Raw genomic sequence first — 25,600 nt, forward strand, 5'->3', positions numbered from 1 at the left:
GGCACGGAGGTGCTCCCATGGTCGACGTCACACCCGCAGATGCCGTTCCGCCCGCCGAAGTCGGGGAGATGGAACTCTATCATCCGCACAGCTGGTGGACGAAATACGTCTTCTCGCAGGACGCCAAGGTCATAGCGGTCCAGTACTCGGCGACGGCAACCGCGATCGGGCTTGTGGCCCTGGTGCTGTCGTGGCTGATGCGCCTGCAGCTCGGCTTTCCCGGTACGTTCGACTTCATCACTCCGGAGGCTTACTACCAGTTCATCACCATGCACGGCATGATCATGGTGATCTACCTGCTCACCGCGCTCTTCCTCGGCGGCTTCGGCAACTATCTCATCCCGCTGATGGTCGGCGCCCGCGACATGGTGTTCCCCTATGTCAACATGCTGAGCTACTGGGTCTATCTGCTCGCCGTGCTGGTCCTGGTCTCGAGCTTCTTTGCCCCGGGTGGGCCGACGGGCGCGGGCTGGACGCTCTACCCGCCGCAGGCGATCACGAGCGGCACGCCGGGGGGCCAGGACTGGGGCATCATCCTGATGCTCTCCTCACTCATTCTGTTTATCATCGGCTTCACCATGGGTGGCCTGAATTATGTGGTGACGGTGCTGCAGGGCCGCACGCGCGGCATGACCTTGATGCGCCTGCCGCTCACCGTCTGGGGCATCTTCACCGCCACCGTCATGGCGCTTCTCGCCTTCCCGGCACTGTTCGTTGCTTGTGTGATGATGCTGCTCGACCGTCTGCTCGGCACCTCGTTCTTCATGCCTGCAATCGTCGAGATGGGTGAGCAGTCGCAGCACAATGGCGGGAGCCCGATCCTTTTTCAGCATCTGTTCTGGTTTTTCGGCCACCCGGAAGTTTACATCGTGGCGCTGCCGGCTTTCGGCATCGTGTCCGACCTGATCAGCACACATGCGCGCAAGAACATCTTCGGCTACCGCATGATGGTGTGGGCGATCATCGCCATCGGCGCACTGAGCTTCGTCGTCTGGGCGCATCACATGTATGTCAGCGGCATGAATCCCTATTTCGGATTTTTCTTTGCCACCACGACCTTGATCATTGCCGTGCCGACCGCGATCAAGGTCTATAATTGGGTGCTGACGTTGTGGCGCGGCGACATCCACCTCACCGTCCCCATGCTGTTCGCGCTCGCCTTCATCGTCACCTTCGTCAATGGCGGGCTGACAGGGCTGTTCCTCGGCAATGTCGTCGTCGACGTGCCGCTATCGGATACGATGTTCGTCGTCGCACATTTCCACATGGTCATGGGCGTCGCACCGATCCTGGTGATCTTCGGCGCGATCTATCACTGGTATCCGAAGGTCACCGGACGGATGCTGGATGAGACGCTCGGCCGCTTCCATTTCTGGGTGACCTTCCTCGGCGCCTATCTGATTTTCTTCCCCATGCACTATCTCGGCTTGATGGGCATTCCGCGCCGTTACGCCGAACTGACCGACATGACCATCATGACGGAATCGGCCCACCATCTGAACTCGTTCATTTCCATCATGGCCTTCATCGTCGGCTTCGCCCAGATGGTGTTCCTGTTCAACCTGATCTGGAGCATCCGCCATGGCCGCGAGGCCGGCGGCAATCCGTGGCGGGCAACGACGCTCGAATGGCAGACGCCTGAGACGCCGCCGGCACACGGCAATTTCGGCAAGGAACTGCCGATCGTCTATCGGTGGGCCTACGACTACAGCGTGCCGGGCGCCAAGGAAGACTTCATCCCGCAGAACGTGCCGGGCACCTTCGGGCCCTCCAGGGAGCCGGCATGAGCGTCATCCTGGTCTTCTTGTTGGTGATAGCCGGCTTTGCCGCTTGGTGGCTTTCGCATCAGCGGCTGACAGCAAAGCCGTGGCTGGAGCAAGGCGTGGCCGGGGACTTTGCCGGCTTCGACCGGTCGGCCCTGCCCACCGCCAAGATCGGTCTCGGCGTCTTCCTCGCCGTCGTCGGCTGCCTGTTCTCGCTATTCACCAGCGCCTACCTCATGCGCATGGGCCTGTCTGACTGGCGGCCGCTGCCGCTGCCGCGCCTGCTCTGGCTCAACACCGGCGTGCTGGTACTGAGCAGCGTCGCGCTGCAATGCGCCGTCGTCGCCGCGCGGCGGGGCCAGGTGGATATGGTCAGGCTTGGACTTGCGACGGCGGGACTGACCGCCCTCGCCTTCCTCGCCGGCCAGTTGATGGCCTGGCGGCAACTGACCGAAGACGGCTACCTGCTGGCCTCCAACCCGGCCAACAGCTTCTTCTATCTGATCACGGCGATGCATGGCCTGCACATACTGGGCGGGCTGGTCGGCCTTGGCAGGACGAGCGCCGGTGCCTGGGACGGAAAGCGGCTGGAGCGGCTGCGCCTCAGCGTCGAGCTCTGCGCCATGTATTGGCATTTCCTGCTTTTCGTCTGGCTGTGCATCTTCGCCGTCCTGGCTGGTTGGGCGGCGACGTTCGTGAGCATTTGCCAACGGCTGCTGACCTAGGAGACTGGCGATGGCCGAAACGACACTGACGCAGACCGGCCAGTTGAGCCGCCCGGACGGCTGGCGGGGAATTGCCGCCGACTGGGCTTCGGATCAGCGCGCGTTCAAGAACGTGTCCTGGGGCAAGGCCATGATGTGGATCTTCCTGCTCAGCGACACATTCATTTTCGGTTGTTTCCTGCTTTCATACATGACGGCGCGGATGTCCACGCGCGTGCCCTGGCCGAATCCGAGCGAGGTCTTCGCCTTGCGCATCGGCGGCTCGGAGATCCCGCTGATCCTGATCGCCATCATGACTTTCGTTCTGATCTCGAGCAGCGGAACCATGGCCATGGCCGTCAATTTCGGCTACCGCCGCGATCGCCGCAAGACCGCGATCCTGATGCTTTTGACCGCCGCGCTCGGCGCGACCTTCGTCGGCATGCAGGCCTTCGAATGGACCAAGCTGATTACCGAAGGGGTCCGGCCGTGGGGCAATCCCTGGGGAGCCGCGCAATTCGGCTCCTGCTTTTTCATGATCACCGGCTTCCACGGCACTCACGTGACCATCGGCGTGATCTTCCTGATCATCGTGGCGCGAAAAGTCTGGCGCGGCGATTTCGACATCGGACGACCCGGGTTTTTCACCAGTCGCCGCGGCCGCTACGAGAATGTCGAGATCATGGGACTCTACTGGCACTTCGTCGACCTGGTCTGGGTGTTCATTTTCGCCTTCTTCTATCTTTGGTGAGAAGGCGGCCTTTGTTGAGAGGCAGACATGGCTGAAGCAACCGCAAACGGTCTCGGACAACACGCACTGCATCCCCATGACGCAGCGATCGCCGGCAAGGCGGAGACGCATCAGGAGCACCCGATCAAGCTTTATCTGGTGGTCTGGGCGTGGCTGTTCGTTCTCAGCACCTGCTCCTATCTGGTCGACTATTTCGGTCTCCACGGCTATCTCAGGTGGTCGCTGATCCTGATCTTCATGATGCTCAAGGCAGGACTGATCGTCGCCGTCTTCATGCACATGGCCTGGGAGCGGCTGGCGATGATGTATGCAATCATCCTGCCGCCGATATTGGTGCTGGTTTTCGTGACGATGATGGTCTTCGAGGCTGACTATACGCTGCTGACCCGTATCGCCTTTTTCGGGCCTGGCCCCTGACACTCGATGCGGGGGCCAGCCGCAGTATGAGCAGCCGGGACGGCCGGCTCCGATGCCTTGAATAACAGGCCGCCGGCCCATTTTTGGTTTGGCGTACGCGCCGTCAACTCAAGCAAAGGACGCGGACAATGACGATAGCAAACAGACTGAGAGAGTTTATCGACGGCAAGGGCATCCCCTACGATACCGTCGGGCATCATCGAACTGCCACCAGCAGGCAGGCCGCCATTGCCGCGCACGTGCCCGGCAGCATCATGGCGAAATCCGTGGTCGTTCATCACGAACTCGGTTATGCACTGGCCGTGGTGCCAAGCACCCACAGGATCGAACTCGGCAAGCTGCAGGACGTCATGGACAAGCGCCTCGGCCTCGCTTCCGAAGACGAAGTTGTATCGCTCTTCGACGATTGCGACATCGGCGCCATACCGCCGATCGGTGCGGCGTATGATGTGCCGGTCATTCTGGACGAAAGCCTGCGCGATGCCGCCGATATCTATTTCGAGGGCGGCGACCACAAGACGCTTGTGCATGTCAGCGGCAAAGATTTCCGCAACCTGACGATGGACGCCCGCCAGGCGCGCTTCAGCCATCCGGCCTTCTGACGCACCGACACTTTCGCCGGTGCGTCACGTCAGGGCCTGCTTACGTCGACGGTCTTGGGACGGCTGCCGGTTCTACGACCTTGCGGTAAACATGCCAGGTGGAGTGGCCGAGGATCGGTAGCACGACGGCCAGCCCTGCAAAAATGGGCAAAGAGCCGATAATGAGCCCAACAGCGACGATAAGTCCCCAGAGAGCCATCACAATCGGGTTCGCCAGGACCACGCGTACCGAAGTGTGGATGGCCTCATAGGCGCCGACATCGCGATCGAGCAGCAGCGGGAAAGCGACCACGGTGGTGCACAACACGACCACGGCGAATACGAACCCTATGACGTGACCCAGCACGATCAAAGTCCAGCCGCGTCCGGTGGCGAATATTTCCGCTATGAAGCTGGACAGCGACGCCGGCGGCTCGGGACCGAACAGGTACTCGTAGAAGAGCTTGGCGGTCAAAAGCCACGCGACGAAGATCGCAAACAGCATGATCCCGACCGCGGCGATGGCCGGCAGCGCCGGGGAATTCCTGACCTCGAAAGCATGGCTCCAGGATGCATCGAGCCCGGCTTCCCGTCTGCGGCTGATCTCGTACAGGCCGATCGCCGCGAACGGACCGATCAGTGCAAAGCCGGACACCAGCGGAAACAGCAGCGGCAGCGCGTTTGCTCCCGATGTCCAAGTGGCAAGCACCACGCCGACCAGCGGATAGATCATGCATAAAAACACAATGTGCGAGGGTTTGACCATGAAGTCGTCGACACCGCGCCTGAGCGCATCGAAAAGATCGGAAATGCCGATCTTTCTGACTCTGGTATGCTCCAGCGTTTCGCTGGCGCCTGCAATCACGTGAAAGCTTGCCATGACCATTCCTCCAGACCAGGTCCGGCAAGGTCGCGGATTCGCGGTGCCACCGCTTTGCATGGCCGGCCACGCAAACCGCGACCTGCACCCGCAGCCAACATACTCCTTCGCGCCCGATTTGTCGTCTTTTCATTTAAACGGGTGCGGCGGCCGGCCAGGGCTCGATGCTGGTTCCAGAGGTTTTTTTGCGGTATTCTTGTACAGCGCTGCGCGCCCTCTGGAGCGCGCAAGGGACGCTGGATCACTTTGATTGGCGCTTGATCCTTTCCCGATTTTCGGGGTCATGCGCCCGGTCGAAGGCGAACGTCATGGACACGCGGACGCTACTCATACTCGGCTTTGGCATAGTCATTCTGCTGGTGTTGGGATTCTTTGCGCTGCCAGCGTGACGGCGCGGACGCGACATTCGGCAGCGCAACTGCCGGCGGTTTCGGTCGGCGAGCCGGCGACCGGGCTGGAACGGGCGGCTTACTTGGAGAACTGTTTCAGGTAAGCGATGACATTGGCTATGTCCTGATCGTTCTTGAGGCCGGGAAACGCCATTTTCGTCCCTTTGACCATCGCCTTGGGGTCGTGAAGATATTTTGTCAGCGTAGGCTCGTCCCATTTGATGCCGGATTTTCCGGCCTCGATCATTGCCGTGGAATAGGTGAAACCGGGATGCGTGCCCGCGGTGCGCCCGATGACGCCGTGCAGAGACGGGCCGACCTTATTCTGGTCCTGGTCGGCAACGTGGCAAACCTTGCACTTTGTGAACACCTTCTCGCCTGCGGCGGCGTCCTGCGCCTGCGATGGGCTTGCAAAGAGGGTCGTAGCCGACAAGACGATGAAAAGCGCAGTTGCGCGCATGGCACTTCCTCCCGATCGTCGTTTACGCCGGACGATCCGCGCCACGCCAGTCCGCTGGCGTACCCTGCATGGCAGGCGTCCGCGTCTCTTCAGTGGAATTGCGGCACCTGTATACCACAGAATTGACCCAATGGGTACAAAAAGCCAGTTTTTGCGAAGGGTTAGGCCGTGCGCTGAGGAGTAGCTGCCCAAAGGGCAAAAGCGGTGAAAGCCTGTTCTGAACGGCAGCGATCAGGGCGGATCGGTTTTGCAGCTCGCCGCGATCTGCCCGATCGCCTCCGGAAGACCGGCGAGCTCGAAATCGGCTTCGCCGCGGCCTGACAGCAGGCCGAAGCGCCATGACAGCGTCAGCCGGCTCGCCGAAACCAGACGCCTGATGCCGTCGTCTCCATCCCTGAACAGCCTTCTGCCCTGCGGGCCGACCGACCAGCTTTCATCGGTTTTCCCGCCGCCGTCGACAATGACGGAGATGGTGATCTTTCGGCTGGCGGAGACGGCGTCGTTGAGCTGGAGCCATTCGCTCCAACGCGGTTCGCCGTCGGGCCGGCAAGCCAAGGTGAGCACCGGGCTGTAGCCCAGGGCTCCGCCCCCGGTGATCAGCTTGTTGCTGGCGTGCAGCGATGCCGTGATCTGACCATTGTCGCCGGCGCCCACGCTCCAATTGCCGAGATTCGGCTCGGCCGGCGCGGTGCCGGTTGCTGCGGCAAACAAGAGCGCCGCGGCGGCGACCACGTCTCTCATCATGAACGCCAGCCTCACCAATGCCTCCAAACACCCGCGAATGCGATGAAACGCAGATAATGTTCAACGGCTGGTATCGCCAGCAGCGGACCATCAAGACAGATTGCTTGTGTTGCCGCGCCGCCACAATGAAGCAGATCCTAATGAAAAGGCCGCCCGAAGGCGGCCTCTCTAAATCGCGATATCGAAACTCGTTACTCGGCTTCCTTGGCAGCCTTCTTCTTCGGCGCGGCCTTCTTCTTCGGCTCCTCGGCCTCGCCGGCGGCTTCGTCCGCCTTTGCCTCACTTGCCTTGGGTTCGGCCTTCTTCGAGGAGGCCTTCTTGGCCGGCTTCGCCTTGGTCGCGGTTTCGGCCTCTTCGTCGTCAGCCATCAGCTCGTCCTTGCCGACCTTGACGTCAGTGACCGAAATCTGGCCGAGCAGATAGTCGACGACCTTCTCCTCGAACATCGGCGCCCGCAGCGCGCTGATGGCTTCCGGATTGCTGCGATAGAACTCGAAGGCTTCCTGCTGCTGGTTGGCCGGGAAACGGCGCACCTGTTCGAACAGGCCGCGCTGCAGTTCCTCGTCCGACACGGTGACGCCGGCCTTCTCGCCGATCTCGGCCAGAACCAGGCCAAGGCGCACGCGGCGTTCGGCAAGGCGCATATATTCGGCGCGCGCCTCTTCTTCCGTCGTCTCTTCGTCGGCGAAGGTACGGCCGGCGGCCTCGAGATCGCGGTTGACCTGAGCCCAGATGTTGTTGAACTCGGCCTCGACGAGCTTCGATGGCGCCTCGAAGGAGTAGGATGCGTCGAGCTGGTCGAGAAGCTGGCGCTTCACCTTCTGGCGAGTCATCGAGCCAAACTGATTCTCGAGCTGGCCGCGCACGATCTCGCGCAGGCGCTCGAGCGATTCCAGACCGAGATTCTTGGCTGTCTCGTCATTGATTTCGAGCGCGCCGGGTGCCGACACTTCCTTGACGGTGACGTCGAACGTGGCTTCCTTGCCGGCCAGGTGCGCCGCCTGGTAGTTTTCGGGGAATGTGACGGTGATCTGCTTCTCGTCGCCGGCCTTCGTGCCGATCAGCTGATCCTCGAAGCCCGGGATGAACTCCTTGGAGCCGAGCACCAGCGGCTGGTCGGTGCCAGCGCCGCCGGCGAAGGCTTCGCCGCCGATCTTGCCGACATAGTCGATGCTCACGCGGTCGCCCTCGGCGGCCTTGCCGGCCTTCGGCTCGTAGCTGCGCGCCGATTCGGCAACGCGCTTGACCTGATCGTCGACTTCCTGCTCCGGCACGTCATAGACCTGACGCGTCACCTTGATGTCGGAGAAATCCTTGACCTCGATCGCCGGGATGACCTCGTAGTTGAGGCTGAATTCGAAGTCGGCGCCGCCGGCCAGGATCTTCTCGGCCTCCTTCTCGTCCTCGGTCATGATCACTTCGGGCTGCATGGCGGCCTTTTCGCCGCGCCCCGAGATGATCGACCGGGTCGAGTCGTTGAGGATCTCGTTGACGACCTCGGCCATGAACGACTTGCCATACATCTTGCGCAGATGCTGCACCGGCACCTTGCCCGGGCGGAAGCCGTTGATGCGCACCTTGCCGCGGGCATCGTTCAGCCGCGCCATCAGCTTGGCTTCCATGTCACCGGCCGGCACGGTGATCTTGATCTCGCGCTTGAGACCGGAGTTGAGCGTTTCGGTGACCTGCATCCTAGAACCTTTGTTTTCACCAATGAGACTGCCAAACGGTTTCAGCCGTTTACAGCCTGCCGGTATGATCTTGCCGGAAATGGCTTTTGGTACGGAACCCGGCGATTTGACCGCCGATGCGGTTCAAATTCCCCTGAATTAAGCTTGCAAAATGCGAATAAACTCTTGTTTTTCCTGCAACTTTTCACATTTTGCCGAAGCGGAAATTCACGTTCCGTCACATTCGACACGCCTTTTGTCACAGGCTAGGCTAATTTTCAACTATCTTCGCTTCCAGCCCATAAGCATGGATTGAGACCCGACATTGACAGAATGATGGCTACATGGGATTGCCGGGGAAAGCGGATGTGGCGGAATTGGTAGACGCCCTGGATTTAGGTTCCAGTGCCGAAAGGCGTGGGGGTTCGAGTCCCTTCATCCGCACCACCTTTCGCTCTGACGAGCTTCGGGTGGCAGGCCACCTGGAGATCAGTCACAGGCAAGGACCTTTCCGAAGCCTTGGCTAAAAGGACCGGAGCCATTTGGCGGCGCGAGCAAGGCCTTCATGCTCGGCTAGCTACGACCTTTTGCGCATCAAATGCCCTTGAAAGAGCCCGTTAAGAGGTTCTTAGTTGCGACAGGCAGGTTGGGGCTCTGTCAGGTTGTGCGCATAGTTTCTCTGTTTCTGGGGGTCGGATCCGTTGTCGCGGCAGCGACGTCTCAGGTCAAGGCTTTGGAGTACACTCCGGCTTCTCCTCCGGGTCAGCGGCCAATGCTCGTTGTCTCCGGTGAGTTCGACGCCAATCAATCCTTGAATGAATTTAACCGCGCGGTTGTGAGCAGCGGAGCCAGGGTGATTGTATTTAACTCCCCTGGCGGCAACGTCGGGAGTGCCATTCGGTTGGGGCGTATGATCCGCGCAGCGGGATTGGATACGCTTCAGGTTCACCAACTGCAGTGCGCTTCAGCCTGCTCACTGGCTTTCCTGGGTGGCATCCACCGTTTCGCCGAACCACGTTCTATCGGCATTCACCGGGCATTTCTCAAACCGGCTGACGGGATGTCCACCCAGGAAGCCGAGGCCCGTGTCCAGTTCGGAACGGCCGCAATCATATCCTATGTCATCGAGATGGGAGTGGACCCCAAGCTGATCGAATTGGCTTCGACCTACGGCAAGCGCGACCTAAGATATCTATCGGCCGGCGAAATGGCTGAATTGCGTGTGACCAATGTTGCGGCGAACCAACCACCCACAGATACGTCGCAAGTGCCAACCGTGCCAAATCCGGTCCCGGAATCTGCTCCTGCACCCGAGGCCAGGCAGGAGCCGGAGGGCATTGCGGTCGCCTTCGTCAGGGATCTCATTGAGCATCACGGCGACAACGACGATTTCGCGATTGCCCAAGCCCAGGCGTCCTATGCTCCCAAAGTCGATTATTATGGCAAGCCGACGAGCTTGAGGTCGATCATTCAGAACAAGAGGAACTATTACAAGCAGTGGCCCGACCGCGTGTCTAACGTCCGCGATGAAAGCATTGCGGTGACCTGCGCCAACGATCGCTGCATGGTCTCCGGCATCTACGACTGGGTTGTGCGCAGCCCTTCGAAGCAGGAAAAAGGCTCTGCCAACTTCAGCTATACGATATCGATCGGTCCCTATCCCAAAATCATCGCGGAGACCGGCACCATTCAACGTTAACCGGGACCATCATCAATACGGACTGCCGCTGACGACCACAGCCCTTGAACGCTCTAATAAAGCGGCTCCTCGAACAGCGTCTTGTCGCCGTCCATCAGCGCCTTGATCTGCGCCGTGCCGTCGGGCGCGAGCGCGAGCTTGATGCCGAATGGCCGCACGCGAATGTCGTCCTGGATCGCCACGCCTTCGCCTTCCGGCAGGTAGAAGCGGTCGATCCCGTAGTCGGGCGCGATCGTCGCTTCCGGATCACGAAGGCCCCAGCCCTCCGCGACATGGCCGGCAATGTCCGCTTCGCCCTCGCCTGCCGGTGACGGCGCCTTGCCGAACCATGCCGCGGTCGGCTGCCAATAGCGGTCGGCGCCCTTCTTCAGCCGCACCACGATCGATGTGTCATCGCTGGTGAACTTGCCTTGCGGGATGTTCGCGATGAGCTTCACAGGGATGCGCGAAATGTTGTTGTTGAGCGAGATATAGTCGCCGCGCAGAAGATCGCGCGGATCGACCGGCTCGACTTTCAGGAGCACTTCCCTGCCGTTGCGCAGGATCGCGGCCCGGCCGGCGATGATCCAGCTAAGGAAGCCGATCTGGACAAGCGCCAGCATCAGCGCCGAGATGATGAGTTTCTTGCCGGTCATGCCGCTGCTCCTGTCTCGGCAGGCGCTTTCATGCGCTTCTCGATGCGGATGATGATGAGCGCCAGGATACCGAGCAGCACGGCCGCCGCCAGGAAGAAGCCGGCGGTATCCAGCATCGACCGCAAGGTTACGCCATAGATAATGGCGAGTTCGAAGGCGAAGCCGGCATAGGCCAGCCAGCGCAGCCCCCTGCTCTCACGGCCCGCCAGCATGATCGCCGCGACGATGCCGGCGAGAGCCACCACGGAGGCGACGGCGAAACCGCTGTTGTAGGTGCTTTCATCCGCCAGATCGAACTGGATGATTGCCATGCCGGTGAGGAAGCCGAGCAAGGCGTGCAAGGGCAGCCGGCCACCCAGCCGAAGGATCCTGTCGATCGGGTCGCCGGCAAAGACCGAAGCGGCAAAGAGTAGTCCTGAGGCGATGGCCAGCGAAATCGCTACCGGCAGCGTGTCGTGATCGGTCGCCAACAAAACCAGATAGAGGATGACCGACAAAATGATGAGGTGGCGCGCGGCCCGGCTGCGCGTCCAGAACGAGATGGCGAACAGGACGACCGCCATGACGGTGAAGAGATGCGGAATTTCCGCGCGCCAGTAGAAGCCGAACCCCTTGAGCATCAGCCAGGCATCCGCAATGCCGATCGCAGCCACCGTCAGCGGGTTGGAACGCAGCGCCACCGCCGCCAGTGCCGTGCCCGCGCACCATGTCACCAGCGCCGAGGTCTCGTCGCCCGAGAGGTGATACATCTGGCCGATCAGCGCGATCGATCCGCCGAAAGCGGCGGCCGCGATAATCCACAGCGCCTCGCCGATCGCGGCATGATCGCGTGTCTTCAGCACCGCGCCGCCGACATAGCCGGCGAGGATGAACGCAAACAGCGCCGCCACGCGAGCGAGACGCGGGATGGCCTCCCAATTCGCGGCGACGAAGATCAGGATCGCGGCGCCGAACAGAAGTGCTGCCATCATCGCCAGGATGGAGCCGAAAGTCAGCGACGCGCGCTCGTTGGCGGAGACGTCGCGCGTCAACGCCTCCGCCGTGGCGGGATCGATCAGCCCGGCCTCCCGCCAGCGCGCGATATCCGCCCTCACCCGTGTCGCATAGCCCGCCATGCTTTCCCCCCGGCCCCGGTCATGTCCTTAGCCGGAACAGCCAAGCCGTTGACGCTGCGCCATTTTCCGATTCGGCCTTCTTTGTGACGCAGGCGTGAATGGCCGTTAATGTTGCATTGCACAATTTGCATTGCTGCCATGCGCCAACGGCACTTTTAAACCGATACGATCCCACCTATTTTCCGTTCGTACACAAACGGAATGACCCGAACTAAAGACGAAAACGAGAACTACCATGAACCTGATCCGCAACTACCGCAACTGGCGCCGCTACCGGGAAACCGTTTCCGAGCTGAGCCGCCTGTCGAACCGTGAACTGACCGACCTCGGCATCAGCCGCAGCGACATCCACTACGTCGCCCGCAAGGCGGTCTAATCCGCTTCGGACCGCAAATGGTCCGAACCAGTTTTGAAGAGAGCAAGACAATGAACCTGATCCGCAGCTATCGCAACTGGCGCGTCTACCGCGACACCGTTGCTGAGCTGGGTCGGCTTTCGAACCGCCAGCTCCATGATCTCGGCATCGTTCGCGACGAGATCAAGATGGTCGCCCGCAAGGCGATCTAAGTAGGGAATTTCGCCAGGGTCGACCTCCTCCCCGACCCTGACGGATACGGCCAACCCTTACCTCCTCCCAAGGGTTGACCACCGAAACGGCGCCCGCCGGACCTCCTCCCCCGGCGGGCGTTGTTCAGAAGCGAACGAAGTTCGTCTTCCAAGCGAACATAGTTCGTCTTCGAAGGTTTCGCCCTTCTAAAAAGGCGAAAGAGATTTCGTCAAAGCCGACCTCCTCCCCGGCGATGGCGAATATGGTCGATCTTCTCCTCCTCCCGAGGGTCGACCCCCAAAACGACACCCGCCGGACCTCCTCCCCCGGCGGGTGTTGTTGTTTTTGGCGCAGGCACCGGCCTGGTGCGTTTTCCGCCGGCAATTGCAATCGCGTCCTCAAGCGATTATTTCGGCGCTCATGAGCAAAAATCCCGTACACGTCATCGGCGGCGGCCTCGCCGGCTCCGAGGCCGCATGGCAGATCGCGCAAGCCGGCGTCCCGGTCGTGCTGCATGAAATGCGCCCGGTGCGCGGCACCGACGCGCATAAGACCGACGGCCTGGCCGAGCTCGTCTGCTCGAACTCCTTCCGCTCGGACGACGCCGAAAACAACGCCGTCGGCCTGCTCCATGCCGAAATGCGGCTCGCCGGCTCGCTGATCATGAGCGCCGGCGATGCCAACCAGGTGCCGGCGGGTGGCGCGCTTGCTGTCGACCGCGACGGCTTTTCCGACGCGGTCACCGCGAAGATCGAAGCGCATCCGCTGATCACCATCCAGCGCGAGGAAGTGCCGGGCCTGCCGCCCAAGGATTGGGATCAGGCGATCATCGCCACCGGCCCGCTGACGGCGCCTTCGCTGGCGCAGTCGATCGCGGAGGCCACCGGCGCAGATGCGCTGGCCTTCTTCGACGCAATCGCGCCGATCGTGCATTTCGACACGATCGACATGAATACGGCCTGGTTCCAGTCGCGCTACGACAAGGTCGGGCCCGGCGGCACCGGCAAGGACTATATCAACTGCCCAATGGACAAGGACCAGTATCTCGCCTTCGTGGCGGCGCTGCTGGAAGGGCAAAAAACCGAGTTCAAGGAGTGGGAAGGCACGCCCTATTTCGACGGCTGCCTGCCGATCGAAGTGATGGCCGAGCGCGGCGTCGAGACGCTGCGCTACGGGCCGATGAAGCCGATGGGGCTGACCAACGTCCATAATCCCTCGGTCAAGGCCTATGCGGTGGTGCAGCTTCGCCAGGACAATGCGCTGGGCACGCTCTACAACATGGTCGGCTTCCAGACCAAGCTGAAGCATGCCGAGCAGGTGCGCATCTTCCGCACCATTCCGGGGCTGGAAAACGCCGACTTTGCACGGCTCGGCGGCCTGCACCGCAACACCTACATCAACTCGCCGACGCTGCTCGATCCTTCGCTGCAGCTCAAATCGCGCCCCGGCCTGCGCTTCGCCGGCCAGATCACCGGCTGCGAAGGCTATGTCGAAAGCGCGGCAATAGGCCTGCTTGCTGGCCGCTTCGCCGCCGCAGAACGGCTCGGCCAGGCGCCGTCACTGCCGCCCGCGACCACCGCCTTCGGCGCGCTGCTCAATCACATCACCGGCGGCCACATCGTTTCGGACGACGAGCCCGGCAAACGCTCCTTCCAGCCGATGAACGTCAATTTCGGCCTATTCCCGCCCGTCGAACCGCCGAAGGCCGAAGGCAAGCGCCTGCGCGGCAAGGACAAGACCGTCGCCAAAAGGCACGCGATCACCTCGCGCGCGCTGGCCGATTGCAGGGCATGGCTGGGGTTGCCGATGCAAGCTCAGGCGGCGGAGTAGTCGTGGCCAAGCTCTCCGGTATGCCGCAGCTTCTGCCGCCGGGTTATCAGACAACCGGTGAACCTTTCACCGGCAACTACGAGATCATGTGGAGCATCTACATCAGATGCAACAACCTGCAGAAATTTCGCAAGGTCCACATACCCGCGCTAGAGGCGCTTATCGGCCAGCCGCACGGAGGTAAGGGCTGGACAATCGAGAAAGAGGAAGACAGCGACCCGAACTTGCAGAGGATCGTTGCGTTGCAGCGACTAGGTGGGCCCTATACCGATCGGTTCTTTCTCGATTTCATGAAGACACTTTATCGCCTGGCACCGTTCTGGAGCATCCAGGCCCGCCTCGACCCGTCACACCCGCATGGCGCCTATGTCATGGCCCGATTTTCGCGAGATACACCTGGTTCCGAGGCGCCGGCTGTTGTCGACGCTCTGGTAGAACTAGAGGCCAATTTCACCGACGAAATGGGCGGTGAATCAGGACGCTACCTCGGCTCCGGTCAGCGCATCAGCTAAATAGCGCGGGTGTTTTGACCTAGAAGGAGTAGGATAGTATCCTACTCCCATCCAGGAGTGCTGCCATGGAAACAGCCGAAAAACTGTCCGTCACCGTCACACCGGCTATGGCACGGATGATCCGCGAAAAGGTCGAGGACGGCTCCTTCGGCTCGGCGAGCGAGGTTATCCGCGCGGCCTTGCGCGCCTTCCAGCGCGAGGAGGAAGAGCATGCCGAGCGCATGGCCTCGATCCGCGCGCGGGTGAAGGCTTCGCTTGAGGACCCCAGGCCAAGGGTCCCGGTGGAAGAAGTCGACGCCGGCTGCGAGAGCTCTTCGCCCAGCGGACAAGAGGCGCAGACGGCTCTCTGACTGATGATTCGAACGGACAAGCCTGACGGCTAACTACTCCGCCGGCGCGGCACCCGCCGCCGGCAATCCCGGCTTCCCCGCCTCTCCCGGATTCCTCCGCACATAGGCCGCTTTCAGCGTCTCCGACGTATCTCTTGAGCCGTCATGGCTCCAGCCCGGCGGCTGAATCAGGTAGTTCAGCCGCTGACGGAACGTCAGCTCGGGCGCCAGCGCATCCTTGAACATGCCGATCCATTCGTGGAACGCCACCTTTAGCGGGTTGAAGGTGCCGATATTCTTGACGATGCCGTAGCGCGGCCGATCTTCTTCCAGCTCCTCGACGAAGGTGCCGAACATGCGGTCCCAGATGATCAGCGTGCCGGCGTAATTGGCGTCGAGATAGCGCGGGTTGGTGGCGTGGTGGACGCGGTGGTGCGAGGGCGTGTTGAAGATGAACTCGAACCAGCCCCACATCTTGCCGATCGTCTCGGTGTGGATCCAGAACTGCCAGACCAGGTTGAAGCCGAAGACGAAGGCGATCACCGCCGGATGAAAGCCGAGCAGCACCAGCGGCGCCTGCAGGATGAAGGTGAAGGTGAACAGGCCGGTCCAGCTCTGCCTCAATGCCGTCGAGAGATTGTAATGCTGGCTGGAGTGATGGTTGACATGCTCGGCCCACGCCCAGCGCACCCGGTGCGCGATGCGGTGATAGACGTAGTAGCGCAAGTCATCGAGCAGAAAAGCGGCGACGAACACCCAGATCGACAGGCCGAGATTGAAGAAGCGGAACTGCCAGAGCCACAGCAGCGCCCAGTAGGACACCACGCCGAGCAGCAGGCCGGCGACGACATTGCCCGTTCCCAGCATCAGGCTCGTCAGCGTATCGCGCGTCTCGAACGATCCCTCTGGCGCGGCCGGTGCGCACCAGCCACAGCTCGATCAGAATCGCCGCGACGAAGAAGGGGATCGCAAGCTGGGTGACCTGCGGGAAATCATACTGATCCATCACGCCGCCTCCCGGATCCGATCATCGTTCTGCAGCGCCGCCGCTACGGCTCGCGCATCGGCTTCGTTGGCAAAAGCAAACCGCCCACCTTTCCAGGTGAAGTCCTTCAGCCGCAGCGACACCGCATCCCCTTCCCTGGCCAGCGCTAGAAGGTCTTGCGGCGTGACGATACGCGTCAGAAAACAATCGCCTATGCTCTGGACAATGCCGCAACGCTGCGCGCCGAGATCGAGAAAGGCGGTATGGTTGTCGGCTGTCAGCCGCACGGCTCCCGGCCTTTCGTCGGGAAAGTCCTCGGTAAAGCGTGCGAGCGCCTGATCCGCGCCGGCAAGCGTCGCGGTTGTCGTGCCGCCGGTGAAATGCACGGCCGCGACCGACAACGCGATGCCGACCACGACAAGAACGACCAGGACTGGCAGGCTCATGGAAAGGCGGTTCCTCCGGCGGCCCGCATTTCTTTGACGCGAGTCCACTCAAGAGAACCCCTAGCACGATTGACGTTTACGTCAAAGGGGCGTCCAGCCCCGCATCGCGTGACGCAGGAGCAGCCAGTGCCGGTGCAGGGTGGAGAGCGCTATCGTCCTGCTGGGCGCCGAACTGCCCGCCCTTTCCATCTTGTCGAGATAGGCGCGCGTCAGCGCCAGCGGCAGGAATGCAGGGCGCAGCGAAACCGGAAGCGCCGGCGCACTCTTCTCGAAGGCGTTGAGATGCTCCCGCGCCAGCGCGACCATCGCCGCCACCGCGCGCTCCGCGGCAGTCTCGCCCTCTCCTTTGACGAACTCTTCCGGCGTCGTGCCGGCCGCCGCCAGTATGTCGCCGGGCACAAAGCACTGGCCGCGTCCACGATGCAGCGGCAACAGAAGCAGCAGGCCGGTAATGGCCTGCGCACAACCGGCTCGTCCCGCCAGCTCGGCGAAGCCCGGCGCCGCGACCGGATCGAGCACCATCGCCGCAAGCTGGATCAGCGCCGCGGCCGTTTCGCCGCAATAGCCCTCAAGGTCGGTCCGCGACGGCATTGGATCGTCATAGAGATCGAAGATCCGCGCCTCGAGCGTGTTCCCGAAGGCAGTCTTCGGCAGATGATTGGCGGCGATCGTCGCGCGTAGGGCATCGGCAATCGGATGGCCCGTCTCGGCATCCCCTTCGGCCGAAATGACGTCGCGCCACCATTGCAGCCTGACCTCACCCGGCAGCGGCTCGTGGATGCGGTCGCGCACGCTCGCGACCTCGGCGTTGAAGGCGTAAAGCGCGAGCAGCGCGTTGCGCTTGTCGGCGGGCGCATAGAGCGCCGACAGATAGCGGTCATGGTCGGCGGCGCGGACCGCATCCATGACGATGTCGCCCGTCACGATGTTGGAAGCGCCGGCCATTCAGTCGACGGCGATCAGCGCCGCTGCCACGGCGCGGTCTTCGGCGAGCAGCACATTGTAGGTCCGCACCGCCGCTCCGGTCGACATCGGGTCGGCGGCGATGCCGGCCTCCTTGAGTGCGGCGCGTAGCGCCGCCGGCAGCGGCCGCAAATCCTTGCCCATGCCGACCAGCAGGATCTCCACCTTGCCGGCCTCGGCGAACAGCTTGTCGAAATCGGCGGCCTTCAGCGCCAGCGGATCGGCGGGCTCCCAGCCATGGATGCCCGACGGCAGGACGAGCAGCGATCCGCGATGCGACATGTCGGCAAAGCGGAAGCCGCCATTGCCATAGGCTTCGATCGGCGCCTTGCCTGGGAAATGCGCCTCGCGGATGATAATTCCTTTGGCCATGGTCTAGAGCATGATGCCGAAAAATGTGAAGCGGTTTCCGGACGACATCATGCTCTATCTCTTTGATTGGGCGCAATTCCCGGAAAAGTACATAGCGGTTTTCCGCCCAGAATTGCGCGCGAACAAATACTTAGAGCGGTTCGGCTATTCCGTGAAACGCTGAACCGCGCTAGAGCCGGATGATTTCAGGTCGATTCGAACTGAATCATCCGGCGTTGACCGCGTCAGGTCGCCACGGGCTTGCCGTTCACCGGCTTCTTTTCCTCTTCGGTGGTGGCCTGCGGCCGCAACCGGAACAGGATCAGCAGCGGTGCCGCGATGAAGATCGACGAATAGGTACCGAACACCACGCCGAACAGCATCGCCAGCGTGAAGGAGCGGATCACCTCGCCGCCGAACAGCACCAGCGCCAACAGCGCCAGGATGGTGGTGACCGATGTCAGCGTGGTTCGAGACAGCGTCTCGTTGATGGCGTTGTTCAAGAGCTGCGGCAACGGCATCTTCTTGTATTTTCGCAGATCCTCGCGGACGCGGTCATAGACCACGATCGTGTCATTCAGCGAATAGCCGATAATGGTCAGGATCGCCGCCAGCGACGACTGGTTGAACTCCAGCCCGGTCAGGACGAAGAAGCCGATCGTCATCACCACATCGTGCACCGTGGCAATGATGGCGCCGACCGCGAACTGCCATTCGAAGCGGAACCAGACATAGAGCAGGATGCCGACCAGCGCGATCAGCATGGCGATCGTGCCCTGCTTGGCAAGTTCGCCGGACACTGTCGGGCCGACCACTTCGACGCGGCGGAAATCATATTGATCCTGCAGCTCGCCCCGCACCTTGTCGATGACGGTCTGCTCGGCATTCTCGCCGGCGTCCTGCGTGCCGACACGGATCAAGACGTCGTTCGGCGCGCCGAACTGCTGCACCTGGATCTCGCCGATGTTGAGCTCGGACAGCCTGTTGCGGATGTCGCCGAGATCGGCGTTGCCCTGCTTCGCCTGCACCTCGATCATCGAGCCGCCCTTGAAGTCGATGCCGTAATTGATGTCGATGGTCAGGAATCCGATCACCGACAGGACCGACAACAGGCTGGACAAAGCGAAGGTCCAGCGGCGGATGCCCATGAACGGGATCTTCGTGCCCGGCGGAATAAAGGTGACCGGGGCGCGCGGCAGTTCCTTCGGCCGAGCGCGGCGCAGCCAGATCGACACCAGCATGCGGGTGAAGGTGAAGGCGGTGAAGACCGTGGTCAGAATGCCGATCGCATAGGTGATGGCGAAGCCCTTGACCGGGCCGGTGCCCAGCCAGAACAGCACCACCGTGGCGATCAGCGAGGTGACGTTGGAATCGACGATCGTCGCCAGCGCCTTGGAGAAGCCGGTATCGATCGACTGGATCACCGAGCGGCCAAGTCGTCGCTCCTCGCGGATGCGCTCATAGATCAGAACGTTGGAGTCCACCGCCATGCCGATGGTGAGCACGATACCCGCGATGCCAGGCAAGGTCAGCGTCGCGCCGAGCAGCGACAGCACGGCCACGATCATCGCCACGTGGACGGCCAAAGCGACGTTGGCCAGGAAGCCGAGGAAGCCGTAGGCGACGAACATGAAGGCGACGACGAGGATCGAGCCGATCACGCCGGCGATTTTACCTGCATGGATCGAGTCCTGGCCAAGGCCCGGCCCGACCGTGCGCTCCTCTATGATGGTCAGCTTTGCCGGCAGTGCGCCCGCACGCAACAGCACGGCAAGGTCGTTGGCGCTTTCGGCCGTGAAATTGCCGGAGATCTGACCGCTGCCGCCAAGGATAGGTTCGCGGATAACCGGCGCCGAGATCACCTGGTTGTCGAGCACGATGGCAAATGGCTTGCCAACATTCTGCTGGGTCGCCTGGCCGAACCGCGTCGCGCCGCGGGAATTGAAGGTGAACGAAACGACCGGCTCGTTTGTCTGCGAATTATAGGTCGGCGTCGCCTGCGACAGGTCTTCACCCGACACGATGACGCGGTTTTCGACCAGATAAGGAACGGGAGGATCGTCCTGCGAATAGAGGACGGAATCGCCAGGCGGCGGGCGGTTCTTGATCGCGTCCTGGACCGGCACCGACGTATCGACCATCTGGAACGTCAGCTTGGCGGTCTGGCCGATGATGTCCTTGAGCCTTTGCGGATTCTGCAGTCCGGGCACCTGAACCAGAATGCGATCGTCGCCCTGCCGCTGCACGATCGGTTCCGTCGTGCCGAGCGCATTGACACGCCGCTCCACCACCTCGATCGCCTGCGACAACGCCGTCGACGTGCGGTATTTGATGCCTGCATCCGTGACGGTGAACTTCAGCAATCCGGGCTCGGAATCGTCGAGGGTCATCGACTGGACGGAGCCGCCGGTAAAGAGGCCAGCCGTGACCGGATTGGTTATCGGCTTCAACGCCGTTTTTGCGGCTTCGACCTGGCTCGGATCGTTGATGCGCACCTGCACGGTGCGGCCCGTTCCACCAAGTCCGGTATATTGGATCTTGGCATCGCGCAGCAGCGTCCTGATCTCGTCGCGTGTCGTCTCCAGTTGATCCTTGATCAGATCGTTCTGATCCATCTGGAGCAGGATGTGGGACCCGCCCTGAAGATCGAGGCCGAGCGTCATCTGCCGCTTCGGCACCCAGCTTGGCAATTGCGCCAGCATGCTTGCCGGGAAAAGGTTGGGCGCGGCAAGGATCACTGTGATGGCCACGGCGAGCCAGATCAGGATCATCTTCAGGCGCGAAAAATAAAGCATTCGTTCTTATCCGTTCAGGCGTACAAGCGGCAGCGTTCCGCCATCGAGAGGATTACTTCTTGGCGTTCTGGTTCGCCACGGGCTCGCCCTTGACGCGCACATCCGAGATCGTCGAGCGCAGCGCCGTCACCTTGGTTCCCCCCCCAAGGTCGATTTCCAGTTCATTGTCGTCGATCACCTTGGTCACCTTGCCGACGAAACCGCCGCCGGTCACCACCGTATCGCCGCGGCGCACCGCCGAGAGCATCTCCTGGCGCTTCTTCAGTTGCGCGCGCTGCGGCCGGATAATCAGAAAATACATGATCACGAAAATCAGGACAAACGGCAAAATCGAGATGAACATGTCTGGCGAAGCGCCGACGCCCTGGGCGTATGCCGGTGTAACGAACATCAAGAAACTCCTGGATGGTGAAATTCCGCCGCGGCCGCCCCGCGAAAATTTGGCCGGAATATAGTCGGTAAACTTGCCAATGCAACTGCGCTGCGAGCCCAATCCGTTGCTTTTCCAGCCGTTTGCGGCGTGCTAGAGCGTCGCAGCGGAAGCCGCTTCAAGGCCACCGAAAAGATCATGCTCCAACAAAAGCTTGGAGCTGGTTCTTGCAGCGATGTCATGGAAGCTGCTCCCACACGCTGAAAGACCCCGACAAAAAGGCGCAAAATGACCGACAGCCTGGACGCCTTGAACAAGAAACTCGACCGCCTGATCGAGGCGGTTTCCCGCCTCGCCCCGCCGCCCGTGCCGGAAACCGATCTCGGCGTGGCGGATTGCTTCGTCTGGCAGGCGGAGCCCGGCTATCTGGAACCGGTTCGCAAGGTCAACCGCGTCGACATCGGCCTGATCCGCGGCGTCGACCGCGTGCGCGACATCCTGCTCGACAACACCGAGCGCTTCGCGTCCGGCTATGCGGCCAACAACGTGCTGTTGTGGGGCGCGCGCGGGATGGGCAAATCCTCCCTGGTCAAGGCCGTGCATGCCACCGTCAACGCCTCCGACAAGCTCGACCGGCCGCTGAAGCTGATCGAGATCCATCGCGAGGATATCGACACGCTGCCCAAGCTGATGGGTCTCCTGAAGGCGGCTCCATACCGCTTCATCCTGTTTTGCGACGACCTCTCCTTCGACCATGACGACACCTCCTACAAATCGCTCAAGGCGGCGCTCGAAGGCGGCGTCGAGGGTCGGCCCGCCAACGTCATCTTCTACGCCACATCCAACCGGCGCCATCTGTTGCCGCGCGACATGATCGACAATGAGCGCTCGACCGCGATCAACCCGTCGGAGGCGGTGGAGGAAAAAGTCTCGCTATCCGATCGTTTCGGTCTCTGGCTCGGCTTCCACAAATGCTCGCAGGACGAATATCTCGACATGATCGACGGCTATGTCCGCTATCACGGCCTGACGATTGATCCCGAGCAATTGCGCGCCGAGGCGCTCGAATGGGCCACGACGCGCGGCAGCCGTTCCGGCCGCGTCGCCTGGCAGTTCACGCAGGACCTCGCCGGCCGGCTCGGCAAGCCGCTGAAGGATTGAATGTCACTTGGGCGGCTGCACCCGTCGCACGTCGCGCGGCGTCTGGCCGGTTTCGCGGCGCATCCAGTGTGCCAGATGAGACTGGTGCGCGAAGCCCGTCAATGCGGCGACTTCGCTCGTGGTGAGATCGCCTCGCCGCAGCAGGACGCATGCCCTTTCCACGCGCCGTCGCAACACGTAGCGATGCAAGGTGACGCCCATCGCCGCCTTGAACCATGTGCGCAGATGCGAGCTGCTCGCGCCGGCTACCCGGCTCAGGCGATCGATCGAAAGCGGCTCGTGGAGAGCGGCCTCGATGTGTTCGAGGACACGGTTGAGCTGCGCGTCCGACAACCGGTTCACTCGAACCGCGTCTGGGCCATCTAGGCCGAGCAGCCTCACCGCAAGCGCGGCGCCGATGCTCTCGGCAAACAAAGGGCCGCTCGGTGCGCCTGCACCGAGATCGCTCTGCAATGCGCGGGCGAGATGCTCGATCCGCTGATCACGAAGCAGATGACGGGTGTCGAGCCGCGATGCTCTCGCCTTTCCACCGAGTTCCGCGGCGACCCTTTCCATCAAGGCCGGCTGCAAGACGATCTCCATCGTGTCGAACGGGGTTTCGGCCTCGAAACCGCCCTCCTCGCCGGCCGGCACTAGGTCGATATCGCCGGCGCGCCTGACGAAATATCGCCCGACCTGATTGCAGTAGGAGCGGGTCGCAGCGCTTGCATGAACCATGATGCGATGATGTGGCGCCCGGGGCAGCCGATGCACGCCTGCCTCGACATGCCGGGAAACCATCGTGACGTCGGATGTCGATCGGGCCGGAGCGAATTGCGCAGGCATGCTCTCTCGATTCATGGCGAAACCTGCTCAAGATTTGGCAATTCCCGCGCGATTTTCAACGCCACGAACCTGTACTCCCGCCTCTCCTCCAAACATGAAAGAGAGGTTGCCATGAGTTCGTATGTTGTTGTCGGCGCGGGCCCGGTTGGACGCGAGACGGCTCGCCTTCTTGGCGAAGAAGGCCATGATGTCATCCTTACCAGCCGAAGCGTCGGTTCGAACGTGTTGCGGAATGTACGGTCGATACAGGCTGACGCCACGGATGCCTCGGCGCTGTCGCATGTCTGCCGGGACGCCGATGCCATCTTCATGTGTGCCATGGCCACATATCATCGCTGGCCAACCGACTTCTTCCCTATAATCGACGGCACCGTGCGCGCGGCTGAAGCAGTAGGCGCAAAGCTCATCGTGCTTGGAAACCTCTATGGCTACGGCAAGAATGGCGAAAACCCACTTCGCTCCGACATGCCGCTGGAGCCGACCTCAAAGAAGGGAACCGCCCGGACGATCATGTGGCAGCGGGCGGCCCGTGCCAGCGTGCCGGCGATCGAGATACGATCCAGCGACTATCTTGGGCACGGCGCGATCAGCTACTTCTCGCTGGTCGCGCTGCCCTCCGTCGTCGAGGGCAAGCCCGTCGCCTTCATCGGAGACCTTGACGCCACTCATGCCTGGAGCTTCACCAAGGACGTCGCAAAGACGCTCGTCGCGGCCTCCCGCTACACAGGCGAATGGGGACGGGCGTTTCATGTTCCTTCGCAACACGCCTCGCCCAACGAGCTCATCCGCAAAACCGCGGCGATGCTGGGCCGGGAGGTTTCCGAGACATGCTCCTATTCCGTCCCCGAGATGGAAGCGCTGGGCATGCAGGAGCTTATCGAGATGAAATACCTTTTCGAGACACCCTTGCTGGTCGATTCCTCCGACGCGGAGACGCTTCTGGGCGTGAAGGCCAGCAGCCTTGAAGAGATGATCGCCGACACGCTCCGGGATCATCTTTAAGCCCGAGCGTCAGGCATCTTCCGGAATTGAAAAAGCCCGCTCCTCGCGGAGCGGGCTGAAGACGGCGGGCCGGACTGGAGGTCAGGCGGCCCGCAATTGTTCTTGTTCTATTCGAGATAGCCCGACGGATCGACCGGGGCCGAGTTCTTTCGCACTTCGAAGTGCAGCTTGGGCGAGTCGGTGGTGCCGCTCATGCCGGACAGCGCGATCTCCTGGCCGCGCTTGACCTTCTGGCCGCGCTGCACCTCGATCGAGCTTGCGTGGCCATAGACGGTGACCAGGCCGTTCTCGTGCCGCACCAGCACGGTGTTGCCGAATTCCTTGAGGCCGTCGCCGGCATAGATGACGACGCCGTTCTCGGCCGCCTTGATCGGCGTTCCTTCGGGCACCGCGATGTCGACGCCGTCCTTGCCGGAGCCGAAGCTGGAGATCACGCGGCCGCGCACCGGCCAGCGCATCTTGCCGATGCCGGTCGCGTCGGGCGCCACCGCGTCGTCGTCCTCGGCCTGCTGGATGACCTTGGCGTCCTTCTTCGGCGGCGTGTAGGAGGCAAGCGTCTGCGACGGCGTGGTCTTGGCCGGCGGCTGCGTCGTCGCCGTCGTCACGGGATCGACAGCGGGCTCGGCTGCTGCAGGCTTGGCGGCCGCCACGACTGCGCCGCCGGCCGGGACCTTGAGCGTCTGGCCGATCTTGAGCAAGCCGTCCTGCATGCCGTTGGCCTGCTTCAGCGCCGTGACGCTGACCCCGGTCTTTCTGGCGATCGAGGACAGCGAGTCGCCTTGCTGCACAGTGTAGGAGCCGCCGGCGCCGGTCGGCTTGGCCTCGGCCATCTGCGGCGCGGGCTTCGGGTTCTTGGAACCCGCGGCCGCGGCCGAGGCATCAACCTGCGCGGCGGATTTGCCGTCCTTGACCTTGGGCTGCTGCGGCAGCACCGCGACCTTCTCCGGGGCGGGCTGCTTCGGCGCGTTCGTCGGCTTGCCTTCCGCAACCTTCGGCTCCGCCTTGCTCGAATAGGCATAGGCGGGGATGACGATCTTCTGGCCGCTACGGAGGCCTTTCTTCGGATCTATCCCGTTGACCTTGGCGATGGCATCGGCCGGCACATGGTAGTGCGCTGCCAGGCCTGAAAGCGTCTCGCCGTCACGCACCACGATCTCGGTCGCATGCGGCGCAGCGCTGGCATTGCGCACGGCATCGGGCTCGGCGGTCTTGAACGGCTTCGCCTGGGCAACCGTCCCGGTGGCCGTCCTGTCGAGATGCGGCGCGGGAGCAAGCGCCGGAGCGGGCGCAAGGGCGGGTGCCGAAGCGGTTCGCATCGGCTTTGCCGGAGCGGGCGCCGACGGAGGCGGCAACTGCTGCGCCGTGACCGGCTCGAGGCTGGAACGGCTTATGGACTGGGTATGGGTGCCGTCGACCGGCGCAGGCGCGACCGTGTCGCCCGGATAGGGTTGGTCGACGTTCTGCTTGTTGATGATGGCACGCTGATTGTTGGTCGAGGATGTGAAGACATCATCGACACCGTTGAAGCGCATCGACTGGGAACTGCACCCGGCCGCCGCGCCGGCAATCATCAGGACAGCGCAACCGCGCGCCAGATTGCGTCTGTTTGCCTTCAAGTGATTGAATTGCATCGCACTAACCCGCACAGACCCGGTACAAACTGGTCATGATTAAAG

At 62.2% G+C, this 25,600-nt stretch carries 27 protein-coding genes, 1 tRNA gene and 1 pseudogene; 15 read left to right on the forward strand and 14 right to left on the reverse strand.

All coding sequences use genetic code 11. From position 1 onward, the window contains the following. Window positions 1–17: 17 nt before the first annotated feature. The 5 genes from ctaD to ACVMIM_RS24175 all read left to right on the forward strand — a co-directional run bounded on the left by ctaD (window position 18) and on the right by ACVMIM_RS24175 (window position 4,237). Window positions 18–1,787 carry a cytochrome c oxidase subunit I gene (gene ctaD, locus ACVMIM_RS24155; protein WP_476114973.1) on the forward strand — a complete coding sequence of 590 codons (1,770 nt, stop codon included), beginning with the start codon at window positions 18–20 and terminating at the stop codon, window positions 1,785–1,787. Beyond that, entirely contained in the window at window positions 1,784–2,488 is a 705-nt protein-coding gene (locus ACVMIM_RS24160) for a cytochrome c oxidase subunit 3 (protein ID WP_476114975.1), read from the forward strand. Before ctaD ends, ACVMIM_RS24160 begins: the two co-directional genes overlap by 4 nt. 10 nt (window positions 2,489–2,498) lie before the next feature. Then, complete coding sequence (locus tag ACVMIM_RS24165; RefSeq protein WP_476114976.1) at window positions 2,499–3,218, forward strand: heme-copper oxidase subunit III family protein; 720 nt, start codon at window positions 2,499–2,501, stop codon at window positions 3,216–3,218. Window positions 3,219–3,245: 27 nt separating this feature from the next. After that, window positions 3,246–3,635, forward strand: coding sequence for a cytochrome C oxidase subunit IV family protein (locus ACVMIM_RS24170; RefSeq protein ID WP_476114977.1), 390 nt, complete (start codon window positions 3,246–3,248; stop codon window positions 3,633–3,635). 128 nt (window positions 3,636–3,763) lie between these two features. After that, window positions 3,764–4,237, forward strand: coding sequence for an aminoacyl-tRNA deacylase (locus ACVMIM_RS24175; protein WP_476114978.1), 474 nt, complete (start codon window positions 3,764–3,766; stop codon window positions 4,235–4,237). 40 nt (window positions 4,238–4,277) lie between these two features. Here ACVMIM_RS24175 and ACVMIM_RS24180 read toward each other — a convergent pair whose 3' ends face one another. The 4 genes from ACVMIM_RS24180 to tig all read right to left on the reverse strand — a co-directional run bounded on the left by ACVMIM_RS24180 (window position 4,278) and on the right by tig (window position 8,380). Next, window positions 4,278–5,096, reverse strand: a complete 819-nt coding sequence (locus tag ACVMIM_RS24180) for a DUF2189 domain-containing protein (protein WP_476117346.1) — start codon at window positions 5,094–5,096, stop codon at window positions 4,278–4,280. Window positions 5,097–5,564: 468 nt separating this feature from the next. Continuing rightward, entirely contained in the window at window positions 5,565–5,945 is a 381-nt protein-coding gene (locus tag ACVMIM_RS24185; protein WP_476117348.1) for a c-type cytochrome, read from the reverse strand. 231 nt (window positions 5,946–6,176) lie between these two features. Further along, entirely contained in the window at window positions 6,177–6,704 is a 528-nt protein-coding gene (locus ACVMIM_RS24190; protein ID WP_476114979.1) for a hypothetical protein, read from the reverse strand. Between the two features lie 176 nt (window positions 6,705–6,880). After that, the gene (tig, locus tag ACVMIM_RS24195) at window positions 6,881–8,380 is read right to left on the reverse strand and encodes a trigger factor (RefSeq protein WP_476114980.1); all 1,500 of its coding nucleotides are present in this window, start codon (window positions 8,378–8,380) and stop codon (window positions 6,881–6,883) included. A 341-nt stretch (window positions 8,381–8,721) separates the two neighbouring features. On the opposite strand from tig, the gene ACVMIM_RS24200 reads away from it, so the two are divergent. Next, window positions 8,722–8,806: transfer RNA gene (locus tag ACVMIM_RS24200), tRNA-Leu, on the forward strand. 325 nt (window positions 8,807–9,131) lie between these two features. Further along, the gene (locus ACVMIM_RS24205; RefSeq protein ID WP_476114981.1) at window positions 9,132–10,058 is read left to right on the forward strand and encodes a COG3904 family protein; all 927 of its coding nucleotides are present in this window, start codon (window positions 9,132–9,134) and stop codon (window positions 10,056–10,058) included. A 53-nt stretch (window positions 10,059–10,111) separates the two neighbouring features. On the opposite strand, the gene ACVMIM_RS24210 is transcribed toward ACVMIM_RS24205, so the two are convergent. Both ACVMIM_RS24210 and ACVMIM_RS24215 read right to left on the reverse strand, forming a co-directional pair. Beyond that, window positions 10,112–10,693: a GDYXXLXY domain-containing protein gene (locus tag ACVMIM_RS24210; RefSeq protein WP_476114982.1), complete on the reverse strand. Its 582-nt coding sequence runs from the start codon at window positions 10,691–10,693 to the stop codon at window positions 10,112–10,114. Continuing rightward, the gene (locus ACVMIM_RS24215; RefSeq protein WP_476114983.1) at window positions 10,690–11,808 is read right to left on the reverse strand and encodes a DUF2157 domain-containing protein; all 1,119 of its coding nucleotides are present in this window, start codon (window positions 11,806–11,808) and stop codon (window positions 10,690–10,692) included. Before ACVMIM_RS24215 ends, ACVMIM_RS24210 begins: the two co-directional genes overlap by 4 nt. A gap of 235 nt (window positions 11,809–12,043) precedes the next feature. Between ACVMIM_RS24215 and ACVMIM_RS24220 the strand changes: the two genes are divergently transcribed. From ACVMIM_RS24220 to ACVMIM_RS24240, 5 genes are all read left to right on the forward strand, one after another. Further along, the gene (locus ACVMIM_RS24220; RefSeq protein WP_071031999.1) at window positions 12,044–12,184 is read left to right on the forward strand and encodes a DUF1127 domain-containing protein; all 141 of its coding nucleotides are present in this window, start codon (window positions 12,044–12,046) and stop codon (window positions 12,182–12,184) included. 50 nt (window positions 12,185–12,234) lie between these two features. Then, a complete protein-coding gene (locus ACVMIM_RS24225; RefSeq protein ID WP_071031998.1) occupies window positions 12,235–12,375 on the forward strand; it encodes a DUF1127 domain-containing protein in 141 nt (46 codons plus the stop codon). A 400-nt stretch (window positions 12,376–12,775) separates the two neighbouring features. Further along, window positions 12,776–14,185, forward strand: coding sequence for a methylenetetrahydrofolate--tRNA-(uracil(54)-C(5))-methyltransferase (FADH(2)-oxidizing) TrmFO (gene trmFO, locus ACVMIM_RS24230; protein ID WP_476114984.1), 1,410 nt, complete (start codon window positions 12,776–12,778; stop codon window positions 14,183–14,185). Window positions 14,186–14,187: 2 nt separating this feature from the next. Then, window positions 14,188–14,697 (forward strand): hypothetical protein, encoded by a 510-nt coding sequence (locus ACVMIM_RS24235; RefSeq protein ID WP_476114985.1) that lies wholly within the window; start codon window positions 14,188–14,190, stop codon window positions 14,695–14,697. 65 nt (window positions 14,698–14,762) lie between these two features. Beyond that, the gene (locus ACVMIM_RS24240) at window positions 14,763–15,047 is read left to right on the forward strand and encodes a type II toxin-antitoxin system ParD family antitoxin (RefSeq protein ID WP_476114986.1); all 285 of its coding nucleotides are present in this window, start codon (window positions 14,763–14,765) and stop codon (window positions 15,045–15,047) included. Between the two features lie 33 nt (window positions 15,048–15,080). Here the strand turns inward: ACVMIM_RS24240 and ACVMIM_RS24245 are convergent. The 4 genes and pseudogenes from ACVMIM_RS24245 to ACVMIM_RS24260 form a co-directional block, all read right to left on the reverse strand. Next, a pseudogene (locus tag ACVMIM_RS24245) lies at window positions 15,081–16,032 on the reverse strand (sterol desaturase family protein). Beyond that, complete coding sequence (locus tag ACVMIM_RS24250) at window positions 16,032–16,457, reverse strand: hypothetical protein (protein ID WP_476114987.1); 426 nt, start codon at window positions 16,455–16,457, stop codon at window positions 16,032–16,034. Before ACVMIM_RS24250 ends, ACVMIM_RS24245 begins: the two are co-directional and overlap by 1 nt. 81 nt (window positions 16,458–16,538) lie before the next feature. Beyond that, window positions 16,539–17,402 carry a phytoene/squalene synthase family protein gene (locus tag ACVMIM_RS24255; protein ID WP_476114988.1) on the reverse strand — a complete coding sequence of 288 codons (864 nt, stop codon included), beginning with the start codon at window positions 17,400–17,402 and terminating at the stop codon, window positions 16,539–16,541. Further along, window positions 17,403–17,792: an Mth938-like domain-containing protein gene (locus ACVMIM_RS24260; RefSeq protein ID WP_041004173.1), complete on the reverse strand. Its 390-nt coding sequence runs from the start codon at window positions 17,790–17,792 to the stop codon at window positions 17,403–17,405. A 10-nt stretch (window positions 17,793–17,802) separates the two neighbouring features. On the opposite strand from ACVMIM_RS24260, the gene ACVMIM_RS24265 reads away from it, so the two are divergent. Next, a complete protein-coding gene (locus tag ACVMIM_RS24265; protein ID WP_476114990.1) occupies window positions 17,803–17,955 on the forward strand; it encodes a hypothetical protein in 153 nt (50 codons plus the stop codon). Between the two features lie 61 nt (window positions 17,956–18,016). Here the strand turns inward: ACVMIM_RS24265 and secDF are convergent, their stop codons facing one another. Then, window positions 18,017–20,566 (reverse strand): protein translocase subunit SecDF, encoded by a 2,550-nt coding sequence (gene secDF / locus ACVMIM_RS24270; RefSeq protein ID WP_476114991.1) that lies wholly within the window; start codon window positions 20,564–20,566, stop codon window positions 18,017–18,019. Window positions 20,567–20,618: 52 nt separating this feature from the next. Beyond that, the gene (gene yajC / locus ACVMIM_RS24275) at window positions 20,619–20,957 is read right to left on the reverse strand and encodes a preprotein translocase subunit YajC (protein ID WP_041004168.1); all 339 of its coding nucleotides are present in this window, start codon (window positions 20,955–20,957) and stop codon (window positions 20,619–20,621) included. A gap of 267 nt (window positions 20,958–21,224) precedes the next feature. Here yajC and ACVMIM_RS24280 point away from each other — a divergent pair, with 267 nt between their 5' ends. Next, a complete protein-coding gene (locus tag ACVMIM_RS24280) occupies window positions 21,225–22,097 on the forward strand; it encodes an ATP-binding protein (RefSeq protein ID WP_041004166.1) in 873 nt (290 codons plus the stop codon). Between the two features lie 3 nt (window positions 22,098–22,100). On the opposite strand, the gene ACVMIM_RS24285 is transcribed toward ACVMIM_RS24280, so the two are convergent. Next, complete coding sequence (locus tag ACVMIM_RS24285) at window positions 22,101–22,922, reverse strand: helix-turn-helix domain-containing protein (protein WP_476114993.1); 822 nt, start codon at window positions 22,920–22,922, stop codon at window positions 22,101–22,103. Here ACVMIM_RS24285 and ACVMIM_RS24290 point away from each other — a divergent pair. Continuing rightward, window positions 22,806–23,924, forward strand: a complete 1,119-nt coding sequence (locus tag ACVMIM_RS24290; RefSeq protein ID WP_476114994.1) for an NAD-dependent epimerase/dehydratase family protein — start codon at window positions 22,806–22,808, stop codon at window positions 23,922–23,924. The two genes, ACVMIM_RS24285 and ACVMIM_RS24290, sit on opposite strands and share 117 nt — an antisense overlap. Before the next feature lie 107 nt (window positions 23,925–24,031). Here the strand turns inward: ACVMIM_RS24290 and ACVMIM_RS24295 are convergent, their stop codons facing one another. Then, a complete protein-coding gene (locus ACVMIM_RS24295) occupies window positions 24,032–25,555 on the reverse strand; it encodes a peptidoglycan DD-metalloendopeptidase family protein (RefSeq protein ID WP_476114996.1) in 1,524 nt (507 codons plus the stop codon). Window positions 25,556–25,600 lie beyond the last annotated feature (45 nt).

This window comes from Mesorhizobium sp. USDA 4413, from assembly GCF_056280365.1.